Origin of the sequence: Lonsdalea britannica (assembly GCF_003515985.1) — a bacterium.
GTDB lineage: Bacteria > Pseudomonadota > Gammaproteobacteria > Enterobacterales > Enterobacteriaceae > Lonsdalea > Lonsdalea britannica.
Map to the genome: position 1 here is coordinate 163,102 of NZ_CP023009.1, position 18,896 is coordinate 181,997.

General features: G+C 51.5%; 17 protein-coding genes and 1 tRNA gene. 3 read left to right on the plus strand and 15 right to left on the minus strand.

Annotation, left to right across the window (positions count from 1 at the left end):
• Positions 1-9: 9 nt before the first annotated feature.
• The 12 genes from CKQ53_RS00800 to dnaQ all read right to left on the minus strand — a co-directional run bounded on the left by CKQ53_RS00800 (position 10) and on the right by dnaQ (position 13,187).
• On the minus strand, positions 10-1,371 hold the full coding sequence (locus CKQ53_RS00800; RefSeq protein WP_094118378.1) for a lysine N(6)-hydroxylase/L-ornithine N(5)-oxygenase family protein: 1,362 nt from the start codon (positions 1,369-1,371) through the stop codon (positions 10-12).
• 31 nt (positions 1,372-1,402) lie between these two features.
• The gene (locus tag CKQ53_RS00805; RefSeq protein WP_244201065.1) at positions 1,403-2,581 is read right to left on the minus strand and encodes an MFS transporter; all 1,179 of its coding nucleotides are present in this window, start codon (positions 2,579-2,581) and stop codon (positions 1,403-1,405) included.
• A 76-nt stretch (positions 2,582-2,657) separates the two neighbouring features.
• The gene (locus tag CKQ53_RS00810; RefSeq protein ID WP_094118380.1) at positions 2,658-3,980 is read right to left on the minus strand and encodes an ATP-grasp domain-containing protein; all 1,323 of its coding nucleotides are present in this window, start codon (positions 3,978-3,980) and stop codon (positions 2,658-2,660) included.
• Positions 3,981-3,999: 19 nt separating this feature from the next.
• Positions 4,000-5,139 (minus strand): cytochrome P450, encoded by a 1,140-nt coding sequence (locus CKQ53_RS00815; protein WP_094118381.1) that lies wholly within the window; start codon positions 5,137-5,139, stop codon positions 4,000-4,002.
• Entirely contained in the window at positions 5,136-6,299 is a 1,164-nt protein-coding gene (locus CKQ53_RS00820; protein ID WP_244200982.1) for an acyl-CoA dehydrogenase family protein, read from the minus strand. Before CKQ53_RS00820 ends, CKQ53_RS00815 begins: the two co-directional genes overlap by 4 nt.
• 107 nt (positions 6,300-6,406) lie before the next feature.
• Positions 6,407-7,459, minus strand: a complete 1,053-nt coding sequence (locus CKQ53_RS00825; RefSeq protein WP_162896320.1) for an iron-containing redox enzyme family protein — start codon at positions 7,457-7,459, stop codon at positions 6,407-6,409.
• Entirely contained in the window at positions 7,444-8,586 is a 1,143-nt protein-coding gene (locus CKQ53_RS00830) for a hypothetical protein (protein ID WP_118894539.1), read from the minus strand. The genes CKQ53_RS00825 and CKQ53_RS00830 overlap by 16 nt, the downstream gene beginning before the upstream one ends.
• Positions 8,583-9,506, minus strand: coding sequence for a hypothetical protein (locus CKQ53_RS00835; RefSeq protein ID WP_094118384.1), 924 nt, complete (start codon positions 9,504-9,506; stop codon positions 8,583-8,585). The genes CKQ53_RS00830 and CKQ53_RS00835 overlap by 4 nt, the downstream gene beginning before the upstream one ends.
• Positions 9,506-10,369 carry an isocitrate lyase/PEP mutase family protein gene (locus CKQ53_RS00840; RefSeq protein ID WP_094118385.1) on the minus strand — a complete coding sequence of 288 codons (864 nt, stop codon included), beginning with the start codon at positions 10,367-10,369 and terminating at the stop codon, positions 9,506-9,508. The genes CKQ53_RS00835 and CKQ53_RS00840 overlap by 1 nt, the downstream gene beginning before the upstream one ends.
• 30 nt (positions 10,370-10,399) lie before the next feature.
• Positions 10,400-11,170 carry a thioesterase II family protein gene (locus CKQ53_RS00845; RefSeq protein WP_094118386.1) on the minus strand — a complete coding sequence of 257 codons (771 nt, stop codon included), beginning with the start codon at positions 11,168-11,170 and terminating at the stop codon, positions 10,400-10,402.
• A 1,080-nt stretch (positions 11,171-12,250) separates the two neighbouring features.
• Positions 12,251-12,327, minus strand: a tRNA-Asp gene (locus CKQ53_RS00850).
• Positions 12,328-12,452: 125 nt separating this feature from the next.
• Positions 12,453-13,187: a DNA polymerase III subunit epsilon gene (gene dnaQ / locus CKQ53_RS00855; RefSeq protein ID WP_094118387.1), complete on the minus strand. Its 735-nt coding sequence runs from the start codon at positions 13,185-13,187 to the stop codon at positions 12,453-12,455.
• On the opposite strand from dnaQ, the gene rnhA reads away from it, so the two are divergent.
• Complete coding sequence (gene rnhA, locus CKQ53_RS00860; protein WP_162896321.1) at positions 13,141-13,707, plus strand: ribonuclease HI; 567 nt, start codon at positions 13,141-13,143, stop codon at positions 13,705-13,707. The genes dnaQ and rnhA overlap by 47 nt on opposite strands.
• Here the strand turns inward: rnhA and CKQ53_RS00865 are convergent.
• A complete protein-coding gene (locus CKQ53_RS00865; RefSeq protein WP_118894541.1) occupies positions 13,704-14,426 on the minus strand; it encodes a class I SAM-dependent methyltransferase in 723 nt (240 codons plus the stop codon). The two genes, rnhA and CKQ53_RS00865, sit on opposite strands and share 4 nt — an antisense overlap.
• Before the next feature lie 43 nt (positions 14,427-14,469).
• Between CKQ53_RS00865 and gloB the strand changes: the two genes are divergently transcribed.
• Positions 14,470-15,225, plus strand: a complete 756-nt coding sequence (gene gloB / locus CKQ53_RS00870) for a hydroxyacylglutathione hydrolase (RefSeq protein ID WP_085653408.1) — start codon at positions 14,470-14,472, stop codon at positions 15,223-15,225.
• 70 nt (positions 15,226-15,295) lie between these two features.
• Positions 15,296-16,684: a murein transglycosylase D gene (gene mltD / locus CKQ53_RS00875; RefSeq protein ID WP_094118388.1), complete on the plus strand. Its 1,389-nt coding sequence runs from the start codon at positions 15,296-15,298 to the stop codon at positions 16,682-16,684.
• Positions 16,685-16,809: 125 nt separating this feature from the next.
• Here the strand turns inward: mltD and CKQ53_RS00880 are convergent, their stop codons facing one another.
• Together CKQ53_RS00880 and CKQ53_RS00885 are read right to left on the minus strand one after the other, a co-directional pair.
• Complete coding sequence (locus tag CKQ53_RS00880; protein ID WP_094118389.1) at positions 16,810-17,595, minus strand: endonuclease/exonuclease/phosphatase family protein; 786 nt, start codon at positions 17,593-17,595, stop codon at positions 16,810-16,812.
• A 444-nt stretch (positions 17,596-18,039) separates the two neighbouring features.
• Complete coding sequence (locus tag CKQ53_RS00885) at positions 18,040-18,843, minus strand: hypothetical protein (RefSeq protein WP_094118390.1); 804 nt, start codon at positions 18,841-18,843, stop codon at positions 18,040-18,042.
• Positions 18,844-18,896: the final 53 nt, after the last annotated feature.

An 18,896-nucleotide genomic window follows, 5' to 3' on the forward strand; every position in this document is an offset into this window, starting at 1 on the left:
TGCTGCGACTTAACTCAAGAAACCATGTGAAATTCGCTTATATTCTTTTTCATCAATATTCGGGTCTTCCTGCGGGTTATTTTCCGCTGGCGGAGCCCAGTCGATAAAAGAAGGATGTTGAAGCGAAGGATATTCGCCGCACAGTCGGCCCACAATGCGCTGCGCGCGCCATGCATTTAGGCTGAGGTTTAAATCCGGTAGGCCGCGTTGTCCCCGTACCGCATTTTGAACAAAAATATTATTTCCCTTAGGGCCATCCCATTTTACGGCGAAGTCTTTATCCACTACGAATTCTTCTTTTTCGCGGTGAATACGCTCGACCAGCGTGCCGAGAAAACGCTTTTCAGTAGGGGAATAGCCGGTAGCCCAGACCACCACATCAGCTTCTTGGATCTCCGTGCCTAATGAATCAAGATGACAATATTCGAGCTGCCAGCTGTTTCTCCCAGTCGGTTTTACGTTGCTGACTGAGCGACTGGTCTGCATGACAATGCGAGTTTTCCCTGGCGTAATAAAGTTGAGGCTGTAAAGTTTCTGGTAAATTTGGCGCAGCGTCGATTCTGAAATACCGTCGGAGGTTAGAATATTTTCCCGATTGGTACTCTGTCGCAGATGCAACGGCAGCTTGTTAAAATAGTCTGAATAATACGGCATATAAAAATCATTGGTGAAAGTCGAATCATCAATAGGAAAGAAATTACGCCGTCGTGAAATCCAGTGAATGCTGGTCGGCCGGTCACTATCGGGCTTCGACAGTAAATCCAGAAAAACTTCCGCCCCTGATTGTCCACCACCAATAATAATCACCCGTTTTCCGGCCATTAAGCTACTTCTCTGCATATACTGGCTGACATGAAACTGCGTCTTCCCAATATACGCCGTGGCGAATTCCGGCACCCACGGTTGAGTGCCTACACCGATGGAAATATTTTCAGCGGTCAGTTCTCTTTTATCGGTGACAATTTTAAAAACCTTGTCGAAATCAATATTGAGCACCTTCTCACCAAATATAACATTCTCATTTTTTTCAGCGGCCCAGGCTAGATAATTACGGAATTCCCGGCGAGGAACTTCATCGAACTGGGCATTGAGAAAGTGATAAATACGTCCTTTTTCATGCAAATAAGCCAGAAAAGTAAATATATTTGTTGGATCGGCTAGCGTGCTGAGATCTTTAAACAGTGAAACTTGTAACGTAGCCCCCTCGATCATCTGATCGTCATGCCAGGAAAAAGAGGATTTTCCGTCGAGGAAAATATTTTTAATCCCCTGCTTTCCATATAATAGCGACGCCAAACTTAAATTGGCCGGTCCCGCACCAATTCCCAGCAGTTTAAAATGTGGCTGTACATCCTTGCATGATCCGGTCATATATTCTTCCTTCATACATAATCAAAGATAGTTATTCAGCAACTTTGCTTGCATCGACATTTTCAGCAGGGCTGTGTTGATTTTTTCCTATCGAGGTCTCCGTAGCGCAATATCCGCAAACCACCGCGGCGAAAAATGATCCGAGCGAAATAACCGGCCAGATGGCAGTACCAAGTTGCAAATAAAGCCAACCACCAACCACCGGCCCCAACGCGATACCCATGCTAAACATAAAGTGAAAGCTGCCTAGGTAGTGTGCTTTGAGATGTTTCGGTCCGGCATTAGCAGGGAAGGCAAAAAATGCGGGGCCGGAGATGATCTCGCCAACCGACCAGATCAGCGTGCCGACAATCAGCGCCGCAGGGCCGATCGGCACAGCATAAAACGCGACGCCACTGCCAATCAGCGCAAATCCCAGCGCCAGCATTTTACGTCTGGCGTAGTTCTGTGTGATTTTGGTTATAAGCAATTCAAAGCAGATAACAATTACGCCGTTCAACGACACCGCCAGCGTGTACCAAAACAGGCCAATGTTCTGATCTTCTACGTACATGGGCAACGTGGTAATGTACTGCACAAATACAGCTGAATGGCACAGGGTTGCCAGCAAAAAGAGCACAATTCGGCGGTCCGCCAACACGTCCAGATAGCTGCCTCCACATTGTGTGGCAGGTAATGGTGATCCCTCGGTCCTACGGGGTTTACCGGGTAAAGTCAGCATTGCCAGCAGCGCATATAGCCCGGCGATGATCGCCTCGCCCCAGAACAGCCAGGTAAAGCTTTCTCCGCCCCAATGATACAGCGCGTAGCCAATCAGCGGCGCGCCCGTCGCTCCCAAATTTAACCCCAGCCGATAGATGGCGAAAATCATCGTCTGTCGCTCAGTTGGCGTTTGCTGCGAAAGCAGCGTCGAGGACGCCGGTCGAAATAATTGGGCGCAGAGACTAGCTAACGCCACCACCAACAAAATCGTCGTAAAATGATGCAAATAAAGCAGCGCTGCTGTCAGCACCGCCGTGGCACCCATGCTGATCATGGTGGCAGTACGAGCCCCCAGCCGCTCGCTGAGGCTACCGCCCATCAACGCGCCCATTACCGCACCGGTGCCGTAAACAAATAGCGCGATGATAGTCTGCTGATGGGTGTACCCCAGAGAAAGAAGAAACAGCACAATAAAAATCTGTAAAAAGCCCGAAAGGCGATTAATCATCACACCGAACAGAATGACCTTCGATGATAGCGGGCTTTGCGCAAAGGTTTCCCATACGCCAGGCATGGCGGAATGATTAGTCATGGTCTACCTCAATATCTACAGTGATGGATGCACGAACGTCTGCTTCCAGTAGGTTGAGCTCCGCCTCACTAGCAGCATCGATAAAGAAGGTAACGGCGCGATCGTCGGAAGAACGCAGCGCTGTGAGCGATTCGCCGCGTTGCTTGTGAACAAAAACAGCGCGTAATACCGGCGGATCCTGAAGCTGTCCCGGAAGAATTTCCGGCCAGGTCTGGTTATCCTCAATCCAACTTACCTGTACATCAGGCCATCGCACATGCACGTCCCTTAGCACACCCGGCGTATGTTCCAGATAAACCTGGCGCGCTACACGCATTGGTATCGGATAACGCGCTTTCTCACCAAGCATGATTTTGATAATGGCGGACTCCAACGGCTCCCCACAGGCCAGCCGGTAAAGTGGCAGAATGCCGTCTCCCGGCGTGCGGGCAGCAATTTCCATCAGGTAAGGTTTGCCATCAAGGCTTACGCGCCACTCGGAATGGGCAATACCATCAGAAAACGCCAGCGCACTCAGCACCTGCCGGGTAGATTGCAATAGCAGGGCATTTTCGAATCCCAATCCGGGCACGGTATGTGCTAGCTCCACAAAGGTGTTGCTGTGCTGGTCGGTGGTCATTTTGTGCGTTACGGAAGAGAATATGATTTCGCCATCCTGCACCAATGACTCCACCGAATACTCCTGCCCTTCTATCCGTTGTTCCAGCAGCAGGGTTTCATAAGCTGGATAATCCACCAGCGCCGCGCGTGCCTGCCGTTCGTTATCCACAGAAATGACGCCTGATGAGGAGTGCCGCGTCGCCGGTTTTACGATCAATGGCCAAGGCAGCGTACTCCAGTCAATTTCCTCGCGCTTTTCCGGTGCAATCACTCGCGAAGGCGGGCTGAATGGACTTAAGTAAAAACGCTGCAAATATTTACTGCGGCACACGCGGGTTGCCCGCAGACCTGGGCTGTTCAGGCCTAACGCATCGGCAATGATTCCGGTCGGTTCCACCAAGGTTTCTCCTACCGCAAAAGCCCCCACGATATGGTACTGCTGCTGCCACTGTTGCAGCGCGGCCACGACACTGGGGTTAAAAGACGCTTCCCGATCCAGCGCTCCCTGAACATAGGCAATATCGGCGATCAACCCAGTGATGCTGTGCTTATTCTGACGAGCGGCCTCAGCCCCCTGACGATAGGATTCCGGCGTGACGACCAGAATGGTAATGTCCCGGTTCGCCAGCTCACGCAGGTAAAGTGAATTGCGGCATATGACCCAAAATGCGCCAGTCAGCACGAAAGCACAGGGCAAATCTTTTTCAGCGTTCATAAATAAACCTTGTAAGCCGTTAAAGGATCAGTTTGGGGATACGCGCGTTGCCAGATGGCAGATAGCCGGTGCAATGGAGCGACTTAATCGCTACAGCGTCATGCTGCCGCACCGCATCGAGAAAACCACTGGCAATCGCCACCGCCACACCTTGACCCGGGCAACGATGGCGTCCATTGCTAAAGGTGAAACAACGGCGGTCAGTGCGGTTTGGGATAAATAAGTCCGCCTGCGGGTTGGCCTGGGGATCTCGGTTGGCGGCAGCCAGCAACAGTAGTACTGTATCGCCCGCGGCGATTTCCTCACCGCGCCACCGGAATGGCGCGGCGGCGAAGCGGCGGGTGTTCTGGATCGGCGCATCAAATCGCGCGACTTCTTCCACAAAGTCGTTCAGCGAGGCCTCGATGAATGATTGCGGATAGCGCTGTGCTGCCAGTAGAGCATTGCCGATCAATCCGGCGGTGGCATCATACGTTTGCGAAAGTAAACCGATGCTATTTGCAATCAGTGCAGCCTGGTGCGTCCAGTCATCGGCCACCGCCGCATGCAGTAGCGCGGCCAGCAAGGTCCCTTCTTTGACCTGCTCAAGCTGACTGCCATAACGCGTGAGCAGTTGCTCCGCGGCTAAACTGGCTCGAGCCTGCTGTTCAGCGCTGGCAGAAGCAGGAATACAAAGTACAAATTCGGCGATTAATGCGCTCATTTCCGGCAGAGCGTCATCACTAAAACCGCACAGCGACGCGACTATTGCGGCCGGAAGGGTAAATACCAGATCGTTAATTTCACCGTGCTGTTGCAAACCGCGAAGAGCGTTCGCAAATGCCTTTTGCTGCACCTGCTGCAAATCTGCGGAGGCGATCGCCTGCACGATAATGCTTTTCAACCGCTGTTGGTGCTCTCCTTCGCGCATCCGCACCAGATTACCGAAAATGTCGCCTGCCGCAGTGCCGACGAGGCCAACCGGAACGGGTTCCGAAATAGGACGCACCTGAAGCTGTGACGCCTCGAGAACCGCCGTGACCGAGGCCGCATCCGCAGCGATCCACAACTTTAGCTCCGGATCAAAACTGAACGGCTGCTCACGCGTCAGCATGGCGTACCAGCCATAAGGATTTTCATGCTGAATCGCGCTGAAGGGATTAAGTGCAATATGGCTCATAGCAGATCCTCCCGGAGCTTAAGACGGTGGGTATCCAGTGCCGAGGCGATATTCATCAGCAGCGTTTCCGACGCACCTTCATAAATACGCAGTGGACGGATCTGCAGATAAAGCCGAGCAATAGCGCTGTCAGCCACCACACCAGCGGCCCCTAGCATTTGCAATGCATCATCAACAATGCGGCTCGCCTGTTCCGTGGAGAAGTATTTCGCCATTGCCGAGCTTTTACCAAACCCCGGCTCACTGTTGTCCATCTGCCAGGCTGCATGTGCCGTCATCAGCGTAGCTGCAGACAGTGTGATCTCCATTTTTGCCAAGGTGGCTTTCACCAGTTGTAAGTCAATGAGCCGCCCCTGGTAGATTTTTCTGAGCGAGGCGTGGCGTAGCGCAATATCCGCCGCGCGGCGGGCAAAACCGATAGCCGCGCTGGCGACCGTCATGCGAAAGCGATCCAGGGTATCCAGCGCGATGATGAACCCCTGCCCCGGCTTACCCAGCAGGTTTTCCGCAGGAACCCTGACGCGATCGAAGTGCAGATGCGCCCAAGAGCGCGGAGCAAGGGCTTCCAGCGGCCTGTTGCAGATACCTGCCAGCGAGGCATCGACGATAAAGGCGCTCAGGCCTAATGGTCCCGGGCCTTCACCTGTGCGAGCAATGACAATGAGGCAACCGGCAATGTCGCCTTGCGCAATCCAGGCTTTATCGCCACTCAGCAGATAATGGTCACCTTCACGTTCAGCGACAAGTGCCACTGCGGAGACATCCGATCCCGCCTCCGGCTCTGATATGGCGAAAGCAGCCGCACAGTCACCGCTAGCGAGCCGGGGCAAATACAACTGGCGCTGCGCGTCGTTACCGTAACGGCGAATCACACTTCCGCTTAAGGTTTGAATCGACCAAGCGAAGTCCAGCAAATCATTGTGATAAGCCAGCGTCTGGCGAAATAAACACGCGCTACGCGCATCGGTGCTAAAGTGATGCTCCGGTCCGTCAAGGTGCGCCAGCCAACCAGCTCGGCCCAGCAGTTGCAGCAGACGTTTGCCCTGCGTCGCAGGATCCGCGCCGTCTTGTTGCCATGCAAATTGTTGGTGCTGGCACCAGCTATCCAGCGCCGCGATCTGTTCAATATGCTCTGGTTGGTAAAAAGGCACCGTTAACATTGCATTATCATGACTGAATAGATTATCCATTGCGCAGCCCTGTATCCATGCTCTTCTCCGCAGCGTTGCCCTGTGAGATCGGCTGTTAAATGATTGTGGTGTGAAGATCAGATCAGTAATTCGCTGTGATTTGTATTTTCAGGCACGTTCTCTGTTGGCAGATCAGTTTCAACATAAAGCGCAAAGGAAGCGTAGCCGCGCCAGATGCGCCGCCAGCGCTGCTGAACTTCGTCCTCGCTTAGACCGAGTTTACTGTCATCCAAATGGTCAATAATCAGATCAACCGCCTGCCGGGAATGCCCTGCGGAGAAATTATCAATAGTCAAATGCGCTTCTTCATAAATGGTGTCGAAACCATAGCGACGCAGCTTCTGGATCTCATGCATGCGCATTTCGCCTAGTCCCAGCATTTCAATCCCTAGGTTGTAGCCAAGCAGTTCTTCATAAAAAGTGTCGGGAAACTGCGATATTGCCAACTGATGCAGCGAAAAATCGTAGATATCGGGCAGTTCTTCCTGCTGGCAGAAGGCTTTTTCACGGATGTGCGGCAGGCTGATATCCATGCTTTTCAGCACCCGCAGGATCAGAGTGATGTGATTTTTCTCATATTCACCCAGCCCCATTTCGTCGGCGTAGATCGCCAGCATTTTGCCATCAACGCGCCGGTGATTACGCAGGGTTCCACCGAACCGGTGCGCCCAAGCGCCATCGATCATGCTACCTAGCGCCATCAATTTTTGGCCAAAGAGCACACTTTCTCGATCGGGGATTTCCGTCAGGCGTTCATAAGGGTGCACCAGTTTTTCCCAGTAAATTTTTTCCATGCGCGCCAACAGCGCTTCCGGGGTGTAACTGAAATAGCTGGCGTCTGTGTAGCGCCCACTGCTGCCGGTGGTGAAAAGCGCTTCTGCTTGTTGCAACGTTTGCTCAACCCGCAGTTTTAATCGCGCCAGATGACAGGGGTAATGCTCGATATTCACCAGGCGCCACAACAGCTCCCGGTGATCGGGCAACTGCGCACTCTGCCAGACAACGTGCGATTGTAGAGAAGTATCTCGGCAGCGTTTTAGCCAGACTGCTGACTGCTCACTTCCTGCGTCCGTAAAGTCGCTGAGACAAATGTCATCCCCGCTTTGCGAATTGGCTATCCAGCGAGCCATGGTTGCCGCTTCTTGGGGCTGAAAATACCAAACATTGATCCGCCAAAACGGATCGCTTTCTGAAAACTGCATTCACCTGACGGTAACTGGCGAAAGTAAGGCGAGGCGCGTAGGGCGCGTAAAAATGTCTCCGTATCAGATAATTGCTCCGGACACTCCGCTAGGCTGCATTTTTCCAGACGGATACGCTTATGATGTTTACCTGCCAGCGGCAGATGACGACGAACAATCTCCGCCATGCGGTCGTCCGGCGTGCGTTGCGCCAGTTGGCTTTGCAGCGCCAACAACATCTCGCTGTTGGCTAGCTCTAGATCTACGGCACGAACCACAGCATTCAGCATGCGTTTTTCGCTGACCGCCCCTTGCTCATCCTGCTGACAGTGGCGCAAGAATGTGGCCATCAGCGTATCAAGCTGCACCTGAGCGATAGGCGCGGGCAACCCCAGCAGCGCATCATCAAAACCGAGGCAGTAGTAAGCGTAATGAAGCCCCACCACTTCTGGCAGATGGCTGGCGGGCAAGCGGGACAACGCCAACCAGAAAGACGCCTGCCAGGCGGTGAGTTCAACACTTCCGAGGCATTCTGTGATGCCAGAAGTGTAAACTTCAGGTATGGCGATACCCATCGCGGCGAACTGGCGGTAACGCAGCCTTTGCTGGCTGTTGGCTATTTCACCATGCCCTTTCAGCGCAAAATTTTGTCCACCAAGGAGGCAAACCACTTCAGCGGGTTCGGTGGCGGGCTGCGAAACATAATCCAACCAACAGCCTGCAATCAGTGCTAACAGAGCACGCTGACGCAGTAGCTGTTTACGATCGTCATCATTCGCCTGCGACAGTCGCTCGACCCGCTTGAACAACGTGGTCTTTGCCGTGGCAATAAATGCGGGCAGTTCTACGGCGGTCAGCGGCGGAAAATCCGCTGTTGTACTGGCCAATAAGGTCTCAGTTAACTGGAGGGCCAGCAGCTGTTGCCCTTCGCTCTCAATATCGCTGGCAAACGCTTTATACAGCGTCTTCGCGGACCCTTGTTCTAGCCACGCATCCAGCACAGGCTTCGCCTCCGGCGAAAAATGAAACTGTAAATAAGGAAGTGCCGTGGTGCAGTCCCTGATTGTCGTATTCACTTTTCTTTCCTTTTTTGCAACAGAACTGACGCTCGTGCGCCGGGAATACTCGCAGCCAGTTGGAAGATACCCTGAGCGGGGAGTCGTCCACTGACTTCAGCATCAATAAGATTGATCAACGGATCGGCGGAAAAACAGTGGCCAATTCGGGCGATGTTGTCAGTGAACAGCTGTCCAGCGGCGTAGCCTGCCTGGCGTTCTTTCAAATTACACAGCGGCAGGTAAACGTTGGTATGAAATAAAAGGCTAATATCGCTGATATTAATTTGCGTCTCGGCAAACAATTGCTGATTAACTGCGATTGCCAGTGTTGAAGACAGTCCGTCGGCAACCGTGGAGAGATCCTGTTTTTCTGCACTGGCTAAGATGGTGAATCCCTCGCTGGGATGGCCGCTGCCAGTTATCACACAGCTTGCCGCCCCGTCAGAGAACAAGGCAAAATTTTCCAACCGTGGTTTTGCATCTGCCATGCAATCACTGGCCACTAGGAGAATCGCGTTTGATTGCCCACTCGCAATCCGCGCCTGGGCCAGCCGTACGCCTTTCAGTAAATTGGTACAGCGCCCCAGCGTCACACCTGTTATTTCGGCCTGATTCAGCTGCAAAGCATCGGCAAAAGTACAAAGCATGCGGGTTTGCTCATCGGCATTGGCGGCCAGTGAGCTGCTGCAAAAAATGACCGTGTCTATGGGTTCAACCGAATCAGCTAAAGTTTTACGCGCACTTTCCAACGCCAACTGCATAAATGAGGATGTAGTCTTGCGTACCTCTCCCCATCCCCACATTTCAGGCAGCTCAGGCATAGAAAACATTGCGGCACGCTGCTGCCAGCCTGGGAGCTGATCGTAAGGCAGTGTTTCCTCGCCCAGTTCATAATGGAGGGCGGTCATTTTTATCTGCGCAAAAACATCGCCAACCATCAGAGTTTTCCTTTCGTGAGAAGCTTCGCCACGTCAAAATAGCCGACAGACCGGTCAAGAAAAGTACAGCTTCCGTTTTGTTGAAGCTCCTGTAGCGCAGAGAAACAGCCGCCCAGCGCCGCGCGGGATAAGGCCGATCCCAGGCTAACGCGTGTGACGCCAAGGGCAAACAACTCGGATACGGTCAGCCGATTCCCTGCGCCTAGCAGCACGTTTACCGGCACATTGACCGCACGACATACCGTTTTAATTGATTCAGCATCCGGCAGCGCCGGGGCATACACCACATCCGCACCTGCTTTTTCAAAGGCTTTCAGCCGTGCAATGGTGTCCTGAAGATCGTGGATGCCGTACAGAAAGTTTTCAGCACGTGCCGTTAAGGTAAAGGGGAAAGGTAGTCTTCTGGCCGCCTCCACAGCGGCTTCGACACGCATTAGTGAGGTGGAGAAATCTCTGATGGGTTGCTGTTCGTCGCCGGAATAATCTTCGATAGAACAACCCACGGCCCCGGTGGCCGCTGCTGCCATGATGTTGCTGATAATGCCATCGGCATCGCTGGCAAAACCATCTTCCAAGTCGACAGAAAGGGGCAAATCGGTCACGCTGACTATCTGACTGGCATTTTCCAGAGTTTCTTCCAAGGTTACCGCCGCGGTGCGGTCAAGCTTTCCGAGGGAAAAAGCTAGTCCGGCGCTGGTGGTGCCGAGCGCAATAAATCCCGCCTTTTCCATTAAAATAGCCGTGCCGCGATCCCATGGATTGGGCATAACGAAAGGCACGCCGTTGGCATGCAGGCGTTTAAATAATTCACCTTTTAGTTTTTGTGTTTTAATAAACTGACTTGCCTCAATATTGACAGTCATAGTTTTACCCTAATCTTTTCTTTAATAGATTTATATTATTAAAGACTGGTGAAATATCTCACTATTGTTTTCGCTACTGATACAATCTCTAATAACAGAAGCGATTAGCTCGGGATTTTCGTTGAAGTAAAAATGATTTCCAGGAACGATATGGTTTTTATATTCCGTCGTTGTAACTTTCTTCCATTGCGTTATTGCTTCGAGCGAAACATGAGAATCATTGTCTCCGACAACGCTATAGATAGGTATTGAAAGTTTATTTTTAGGTTGATACTTATATCTACCTATCAATTCGAAGTCTTTCCGGATTTTTTTTAGAAAAAAACTGATGAGCTCTTCCGTTATAGCACCTTCTTCCATTCCATTAAAAAAAAGGATTTCTTTAGAAAATTCTTGGTCTGACATAGCGTTCATCTTCAGAACTCTGGATGAAGGCACGCCGGCTGGGGCTGCGCTAGAGGATACGATTAGCCCTTTTGGAGAAGCCCTCACCTTGAGAGCGACTTCATATGCCAATATTGCTCCCATACTATGGCCGAAAAGGTAATAATTATTAATGCCCGACCGGTCTATATTCTTAGCAATCTCTTCAGTCAGCGATTCCACACTGGAAGGATATTTTTCAGAAAAACGACGTCCTGTCCCAGGTAGACACATAGCCATGAGAGTGGCATCCAATTCCAAAAATTCTTGCCACTTCAAATAATCTTCTGAATTCCCTCCGGCATGAGGAAAGCATAATATAAGAGGTTTAGAATCATTGTTTACTGGGAAGCTTTTAAAAAATTTTAGGTTTTCCATAAACCATCCTGCCTATTTAAATATTTACTGATTTTTATTTAAATTCATGCAAGGTGTAATCGAACCTATCACCTCAATTTTTTTATGTCAATAACACTTCTATTTCACTAAACTATCTCCAACCTATTAAATACAGAAAAAAACCAAAGATTTTAAATATTACATATTAAAATCAATGATATAAAAGATTAAAAAATAAGTAAAATTTATGTTAAGTTTTTGTTCTTACTTAGATAATAATAAACATCATTGATTAGTTAACTAACTTTTAAGTGTGTGTATGGGGGATAGCAGTTTTAGCGAAAAATGAAGCGCTTGAGAAAGGGAAAGAGGGATCATCGTGTTGATGAGCAAAGTGTCTGTCAAATCTATGCACAAATTATACAGAAGCAAACAAGATGTCCTGTGGTGAAGCGTTGCCGTTCCTACTGGATTTAACATACGGTGCCCCCTCAATACTTCCCCATCGGGTGGATGTAGATAGTGTGGTTTCATCCTTTTTAGATGCAGACACGCAGCATACCGTGCGATAAGTTCGAAAAACGCGCCGTAAAGCGTGGTCTGTTTTGGGCGAAGTTTTTGGTCAAAAAAACAATATATTCATCGTGTAGGGTACGCGTGGCAACCAGCGTCATAGCGGGATAATGGCCTGGCATGATGCTAGTACGCGTTGAGGAATTGGGTGCTGGTATCGAAAACGCCAGATTTTCTTACCCGTAGTTCTGATAGAAAGTTCAGGCCATGCCAATAAGACAGCTCATCATTTTTAGTTGCTAGTTTTGCTTCTCAAACTACCTCGACATAAAGCAGGAAGCGAATGGTGGCCACCATTGACTCCTTGCTCTTCGGTAAAAACTGAATAATGGGAATGCCGTGATGTCCTGAGCCCCCTTTTGTCAGCCTCAGAGCCCAAATGACCTATGAAATTTCTCTTTCCGATGCGAGTGCCATTTAAGGGCTATTTCGCGTCGGATATACGGCTATGTCGGGGATTATCGAGACGAAAAAAAACCGCATACCCTTTTAAAGGTATGCGGTTTTTTCATCCAGGATGTTGAACAACACCCTGGGAAAGATAAGTGGCGGAACGGACGGGACTCGAACCCGCGACCCCCTGCGTGACAGGCAGGTATTCTAACCAACTGAACTACCGCTCCACTCTGCGCTCTGTGAGCGGGTTGAATACTAAAATGGTGCCCTAATCACGTCAATGCTTTTTCACGCTAACCGACTCTGTTTGCTCAGATTTCCAGCGCAGAGTCTGTTTTCGCTCAGGCGATGTTCAATCACGCCACAGGCAGCTGCCGCCTTTTTTCACAATCAGATCGAGCCGCTGTTCATGCGCCATTACCTCGTCATCGCTGGCGTAGATCACCGGCAACGCTGACGCCGGACGCGCGATGCGCTGAATAGTGTCTCCCTGATTCGCCTGCTGCGACCCTTCGTTATCCGTGGAAAACGCGAGCGAACGCTGGCCGCCGGTCATCGCCAGATAGACTTCCGCCAGAATTTCGGCATCGAGTAACGCGCCGTGTAGCGTACGCTTGCTGTTGTCGATCAGATAACGGTCGCACAACGCATCCAGGTTGTTACGCTTGCCGGGGAAAAGCTTACGGGCCAACAGCAGGCTATCCGTGATTTTGCAGAAAGTTTCCGTCTTGGGAATATCTCGCTGCAGCATCCGGAACTCGTAGTCCATAAAGCCGATATCAAACGCCGCGTTATGGATGACCAGCTCGGCGCCACGGATAAAGTCCATGAAGTCGTCGGCAATGTCGGCATAAGTAGGTTTATCGACCAGGAACTCGTCGCTGATCCCGTGAACGTTATAGGCTTCCGGGTCGATCAGGCGATCGGGCTTGAGGTAAACATGATAGTTGCGGCCGGTTAGACGACGGTTAATCACCTCAACGGCACCGATTTCGATGATGCGATGACCTTCGTAATGAACACCCAACTTGTTCATACCCGTGGTTTCGGTATCCAGGACGATTTGTCGTGTTATTTCAGTGCTCATCGTTTTCGTTTATGTCAGACTTGTGGTTTTCAGCATGGACAAGAGTCTACCAGAGATGCGTAAACAGGTAGAAATTTTCACCGACGGCTCCTGCCTCGGCAACCCCGGCCCCGGGGGCTACGGCGCGGTGTTGCGCTATAAACAGCACGAAAAAGAGCTCAGCGCCGGTTACCGTCTCACGACGAATAATCGCATGGAGTTGATGGCGGCGATTGTATCGCTGGAGTCGCTGACCACACCGTGCGACGTGACGCTCAGTACGGACAGCCAATACGTCCGTCAGGGGATCACCAGTTGGATTCACAACTGGAAAAAACGCGGATGGAAAACCGCCGACAAAAAGCCGGTAAAAAATGTCGATCTCTGGCAGCGGCTGGATTTAGCGATCCACCACCACACCATCCAGTGGGAATGGGTGAAAGGCCATGCCGGTCACCCGGAAAACGAACGTTGCGATCAGCTAGCGCGTGAAGCGGCAGGCTCTCCAACACAGGATGACGTCGGTTACAAACAGGATTAATCCGGGCCGCGACGATAACTTTTCGTCACGCCCACCGGACTGCGCATCGGTGTTTTTTTCAGTCTGGAACGCATCGGCGTAAACGTTAGCGGCACAGTGCGTTTACGCGCCACAATCAGGTTCAAACATCCCAGCAGCGGCAGATGGTTGTTCCAACGGCCCTGCCCTTGCTGACGCCAGGGCAAGGCATGCAGGCTGGTGTGATGCACGATTTCATAGTTGAGCAGATTCAGCCAGTCCTGCAGCCGCATCTGGCTGAACATTCGACTGCAATACGGCTGTCGACGCCGGATCCCCGGCACCACCTTTCCCAATCCCATCAAACTCATCGGATTAAAACCGCTGATGATGAGCCAGCCATCGTTGATCAACACACGATCCACTTCCCGCAGCACGCGATGGGGATCGCTGGAGTACGCCAGGGCGTGAATCAGTAGACAGGCATCCACAGATTTCTCGATAAACGGCAGTTGGCACGGGTCGGCGATGACATCCGCACAGGCACGGTTCTGGGTAACGTTAATCTGATGGGGGATGGCGCAGTCCGCGCTATTCAATTCTGCGCTCAGCGCGCCTACCCTCACCAGGTGAAAACCAAAAATCTTCGGCCACCACGGCTGTAGCGCATCGTCGAGCGTATCGCGATAGGATGTCCCCCAGGGGATGGAGTCCCATGAATCAGGAGCCTCTACAGTCTGGACAGTTTGTGCTGGCTTCATGTTCTAGTATCTTCCACAGGTAACGGCAAACAGAGGACTCACCATGAATCTTATCAGTGTTCCCGCACTCAAAGATAACTACATTTGGTTACTGATCAATCAACACAAGGCGTGTGTGATCGTCGACCCCGGAGAAGCCGCGCCGGTGCTGGCGGCGCTGGAAGCGCAGCAGCTTACGCCGGTGGCTATTCTGTTAACCCACCACCATCAGGACCACGTCGGCGGCGTAAAAGCCTTGAAGGAACGCTTTCCCCACATCGACATTTACGGTCCGCAGGAAACTTCCCGCAGCGGAACGACACATATCTTAAACGAGGGCGACCGCCTGACGTTGCTGGACTCGGAATTTTCTATTTTTTCCGTCCCAGGGCATACAGCGGGACATATCGCGTATTATAGCGCTCCATACCTGTTTTGCGGCGACACGCTGTTTTCCGCTGGATGCGGACGTATTTTTGAAGGCACACCGGAACAAATGTTTGAATCGGTAAGCAAACTTTCCCGGCTACCGAATGAGACATTGGTGTGTTGCGCTCACGAATATACGTTGTCAAACCTGGAGTTCGCCCATCGGTTATGGCCAGAGGAACCGACAATTGCCGACTATCTGCTAAAAGTCAGACAATTAAGGGAAAAAGGGCTGTCAACAGTCCCGACAAACCTCGGTTTTGAGCGAAATATTAATCTTTTTTTACGTTGTCATAACACTGATTTACAAAGAAAAATATTTAACGATGTGAGCACCAGGGGCGATTGGCAGACATTTGCGCAACTAAGGGCTATGAAGGACCACTTCTGAAGGTTTTAGTTGTACGCATTGACCAATCAAAGTATGATCGTTCGTCTTTTGAGCAACTGTTGACAAAAATATGAAGGCTAAAGCGATACTTATCGCCTCGGTCTTGTTGGCAGGCTGCCAGGTTTCACCCCATGATACCTCCCAGCCCAAACAACATGCACAGAGTCTGTCTTCGGCCAGTCAAAGTGAAGCAGGAAAGTATGCCGAAGGTCGAGAGACCGGGGCGCGATGGTTGGATGATGACAGCCTCGCGCAGCAGGACCTGTGGAACTTAATTAGTCGTGAGCTGAAGATGGAGGTTCCGGAAAACGCCCGGATCCGCGAGCAGAAACAGCGTTATTTGAAAAATAAGAGCTATCTCCACGATGTAACATTACGGGCAGAGCCGTACATGTACTGGATAGTCGAGCAGATTAAGCAACGTAAAATGCCGATGGAACTGGTACTGCTACCCATAGTGGAGAGCGCTTTTAATCCAAACGCCCAATCGTCGGCCAACGCCGTTGGATTGTGGCAGATTGTCCCAGGAACGGGACGTCATTATGGATTGCAGCAAGATAAATGGTACGACGGACGCCGCGATGTCGCCGCTTCCACGACAGCCGCATTAAACATGATGCAGCGCCTTAACCGGATGTTTGATGGAGACTGGTTGCTGACCATCGCCGCCTATAACAGTGGTGAAGGTCGTGTGATGCAAGCCATCAAAGCGAATAAGGCAAAGGGCCGCCCAACGAATTACTGGTCATTGGCGCTCCCTTACGAAACGTCGATTTACGTGCCCAAGATGCTGGCTTTAAGCGACATTTTAAAGCATAGCAAAAAATACGGCCTTGACCTGCCGAAAACGAATGAAGAACGTGCCCTGGCGCAAGTGGATTTAGGACAGCAGATGCAGCTGACCCAAGCCGCCGAGCTAGCCGGTTTACCCGTCACAAAATTGAAAAGCTACAATACGGGTTATAAACAGAATGTGACTGCGCCAAACGGGCCGCATTACATTATGGTACCGAAGGCACATGTCGAGCAGTTGAAAGACTCGCTGGCAGAAGTAGATATTGCGGCGGTTCAGCCGACGCGTCTGGCACAAACAACCCGGGGTTCTGAATATAAAGTCCGTACAGGCGATACGTTATCCGCCATCGCCAAACGGCTCAATGTCAGCACCAAAGACCTGCAGAACTGGAATAACCTTCGTGGCAATACGGTGAAAGCAGGTCAAACGCTTCAGGTCGCGAAAGCATCTTTCGCCACGGCAGGGTCTGATGCCAGCAGTAAAAGTGGCTCGATCATCTACCATGTTCGCAAAGGTGACTCGCTGGCAAGTATCGCCAAACGTCACGGCGTCGACATCGCAGATGTGATGCGCTGGAATACGGTCATTAACAAGAATGCCAATATCCAGCCGGGCGACAGACTGACGCTGTTCGTCAGCAAAAAACAATCTCCCGATTCCTGATCGGTCACGTAAAGCAAAAACCTCTCTTCGGAGAGGTTTTTTTATGGGCGTAACGCCGTGACAGCAACAGAAACGAGGGAAAGCGAAGGCCGTTCATTCAAACCCCAGGCCATCGGCCGAAGCGCCTAGAGATTGAACTCCACCCGCAGCGGGTTGTGATCGGAAGCATCGGTGACCAGCACGGAGGCGTGCGCCACGTCGAGCTCGCGGTAGAAAACGAAATCCAGTGGACGACCAAACGCCCTGCGCCGCTGATCGTTGCTAAACATCACCTCTTTTAACCCCATTACCCCGGCAAAACGGTAGAGCGCATTGCTTCTCGGCTGGCTCCAGGCGTTGAAATCCCCCGCCATAATCACGGGTCCGCTGTGATGATTCAGATGTTCTCCAATAGCCTGCAGCTGTTTGGTATAGACCTCGACGCCGAAGCTGAAATTGACGGCGTGAATGTTCACGACCATCAATGAACGTCCATCGTGTAGGCGGTAGATCGTCACCAGCGCGGATTTGGACAGGCGCAGCAGCGGCTCACGCTCACGCAAAGGACAGCAATACATTGGTTGCGCGGCAGAGAGCGTCATTACGCCTGAAGCATGCTGCGGAAGGGAAAAAGCGGGAACCTGATCGGCGGCAGGATAGTGGGAGGTGGCGAACTGAATCAACGCCGGCGAACTCTGCGCTTCCTGTAGGAGCATCAGTTGAGCGTTCTGGCCAAAGCCTTTCAGCACCGACAGCCAATCCATCCGCTGTTGTTTAAAAATATTCCACACCAGCAGACGTAAAACACCGTCCTCCAAAGGCAGCGGACCGGATAATACCGGCTGCCCGGAATAATGCATCACCACCGGCTGGAAAATTCTCTCCACAGGCTGCCCGGCTACATATCTCATGGCATAAGTTTTCTTTCGCACGTCTCGCCTGCTATCAAGATGACTGAGTGTCAGCGACTGCTTACTGCAACAGTGATAGTCCAGTTATAGGGGCTTTGCCGATGAGTTTCAACAGCGGATTGGAAAACGAGGGGAGCCAGTTGGGGCAAAATGCGGGATCAAAACAGTCAGGATTCTTGCCCATAAAAAAGAAAAAATACTCCATATTGCAATCACATACGTGACATGAGCGCAGCAGAGCAATCGTTACTGTGTCACCCCATCACTTATAATGTAATAAGAAACTACGTCTGTTCGTCATGACAGCGACCGCCAGCGGTTCTGATGCAGATGATCAACATGGTCTATAGAGCACGGTCGAATACGCCGTCAACAAGATAAAAAAGCCCTGAACAAAGTGTTCAGGGCTATCGGGTTCGCCGTGTGCCGCACCAGACATACAACGGCACCTAACGTGAAGGCGTGCTAGTCACAGGTTCCGCATTCGGCGACGGAGATGTAGTCCGTATAAATCTGCGGCGAGCCAGAGAACGAGGCCAGTTTTTTCCACTCTTCATACATCTGCTTCGTATCGCGATGCGCCTGAGCGAACTTGTCCGTTTCCTGAGTGCCGATATCCGCCTCCGGATAAAACACCGTCAATGCCTCCACGCTCTCAATCTCCATCATGACGACGTATTGATCCAGCCGGTTGCCGCGCTCCCCTTTCAACAAATGAAATTTCCAGCCGGGATAGTCCTCTATGCGGTGGTGATTCTCCGCGATAAAGGACTCGAACTCCGCGGGGGTAACCCCCGTTCGCAAGGCCAGATTATGAATGCCGATGACTCGCGCAGTCTCGTCCCCCTCCTCCCCTTGATGATAGCGAGGGCCGGGTTTCACCGTACTTTTGTTGTTTTCCGCCAAAAGCTGGTAGTCGGTGAACAACGTGGGCAATTCCGCGAAAGTGGCCAGATGTTTCCACACTTCGAGGATCTCCTGCGCCTCAGGCGCATCCTGCCAGAACTGCCGAGCCAGCGCCGTGAGGTTGCCGTTTTCATCGACGTACAGATCGCGCGCCTCGGCATTTTTCATTTCGAACAACATCAGATATTGGTCGGTACGTTCCCCGCGCAGCCCGCGCAACAAGGTCCAACGCCATCCCGGATAAATCGGCAGTTGAACGCCTTTATCACGCACAAAGGCTTCAAACTGTGCGTTAGTGACCCCCGCTTCGGTATCAATACCAATGTAATAAAAACTGAATACACGAGAAGAGAAGTTTTGCATCACACTCATCCTTACACGCCTGAACCGCGCCGACGGGCTAAGTCACCGGCGGC

Bases quoted from the DNA above. Each gene is read 5' to 3' on its own strand.
- dnaQ (WP_094118387.1), bottom strand. From the start codon at position 13,187: ATGAGCACTGAAATAACACGACAAATCGTCCTGGATACCGAAACCACG.
- CKQ53_RS00825 (WP_162896320.1), bottom strand. From the start codon at position 7,459: ATGGCTCGCTGGATAGCCAATTCGCAAAGCGGGGATGACATTTGTCTC.
- CKQ53_RS00810 (WP_094118380.1), bottom strand. From the start codon at position 3,980: ATGAACGCTGAAAAAGATTTGCCCTGTGCTTTCGTGCTGACTGGCGCA.
- CKQ53_RS00885 (WP_094118390.1), bottom strand. From the start codon at position 18,843: ATGCAAAACTTCTCTTCTCGTGTATTCAGTTTTTATTACATTGGTATT.
- CKQ53_RS00865 (WP_118894541.1), bottom strand. From the start codon at position 14,426: ATGAAGCCAGCACAAACTGTCCAGACTGTAGAGGCTCCTGATTCATGG.
- CKQ53_RS00815 (WP_094118381.1), bottom strand. From the start codon at position 5,139: ATGAGCCATATTGCACTTAATCCCTTCAGCGCGATTCAGCATGAAAAT.
- CKQ53_RS00805 (WP_244201065.1), bottom strand. From the start codon at position 2,581: ATGATTAATCGCCTTTCGGGCTTTTTACAGATTTTTATTGTGCTGTTT.
- CKQ53_RS00800 (WP_094118378.1), bottom strand. From the start codon at position 1,371: ATGACCGGATCATGCAAGGATGTACAGCCACATTTTAAACTGCTGGGA.
- CKQ53_RS00820 (WP_244200982.1), bottom strand. From the start codon at position 6,299: ATGTTAACGGTGCCTTTTTACCAACCAGAGCATATTGAACAGATCGCG.
- mltD (WP_094118388.1), top strand. From the start codon at position 15,296: ATGAAGGCTAAAGCGATACTTATCGCCTCGGTCTTGTTGGCAGGCTGC.
- CKQ53_RS00835 (WP_094118384.1), bottom strand. From the start codon at position 9,506: ATGGTTGGCGATGTTTTTGCGCAGATAAAAATGACCGCCCTCCATTAT.
- CKQ53_RS00845 (WP_094118386.1), bottom strand. From the start codon at position 11,170: ATGGAAAACCTAAAATTTTTTAAAAGCTTCCCAGTAAACAATGATTCT.
- CKQ53_RS00840 (WP_094118385.1), bottom strand. From the start codon at position 10,369: ATGACTGTCAATATTGAGGCAAGTCAGTTTATTAAAACACAAAAACTA.
- gloB (WP_085653408.1), top strand. From the start codon at position 14,470: ATGAATCTTATCAGTGTTCCCGCACTCAAAGATAACTACATTTGGTTA.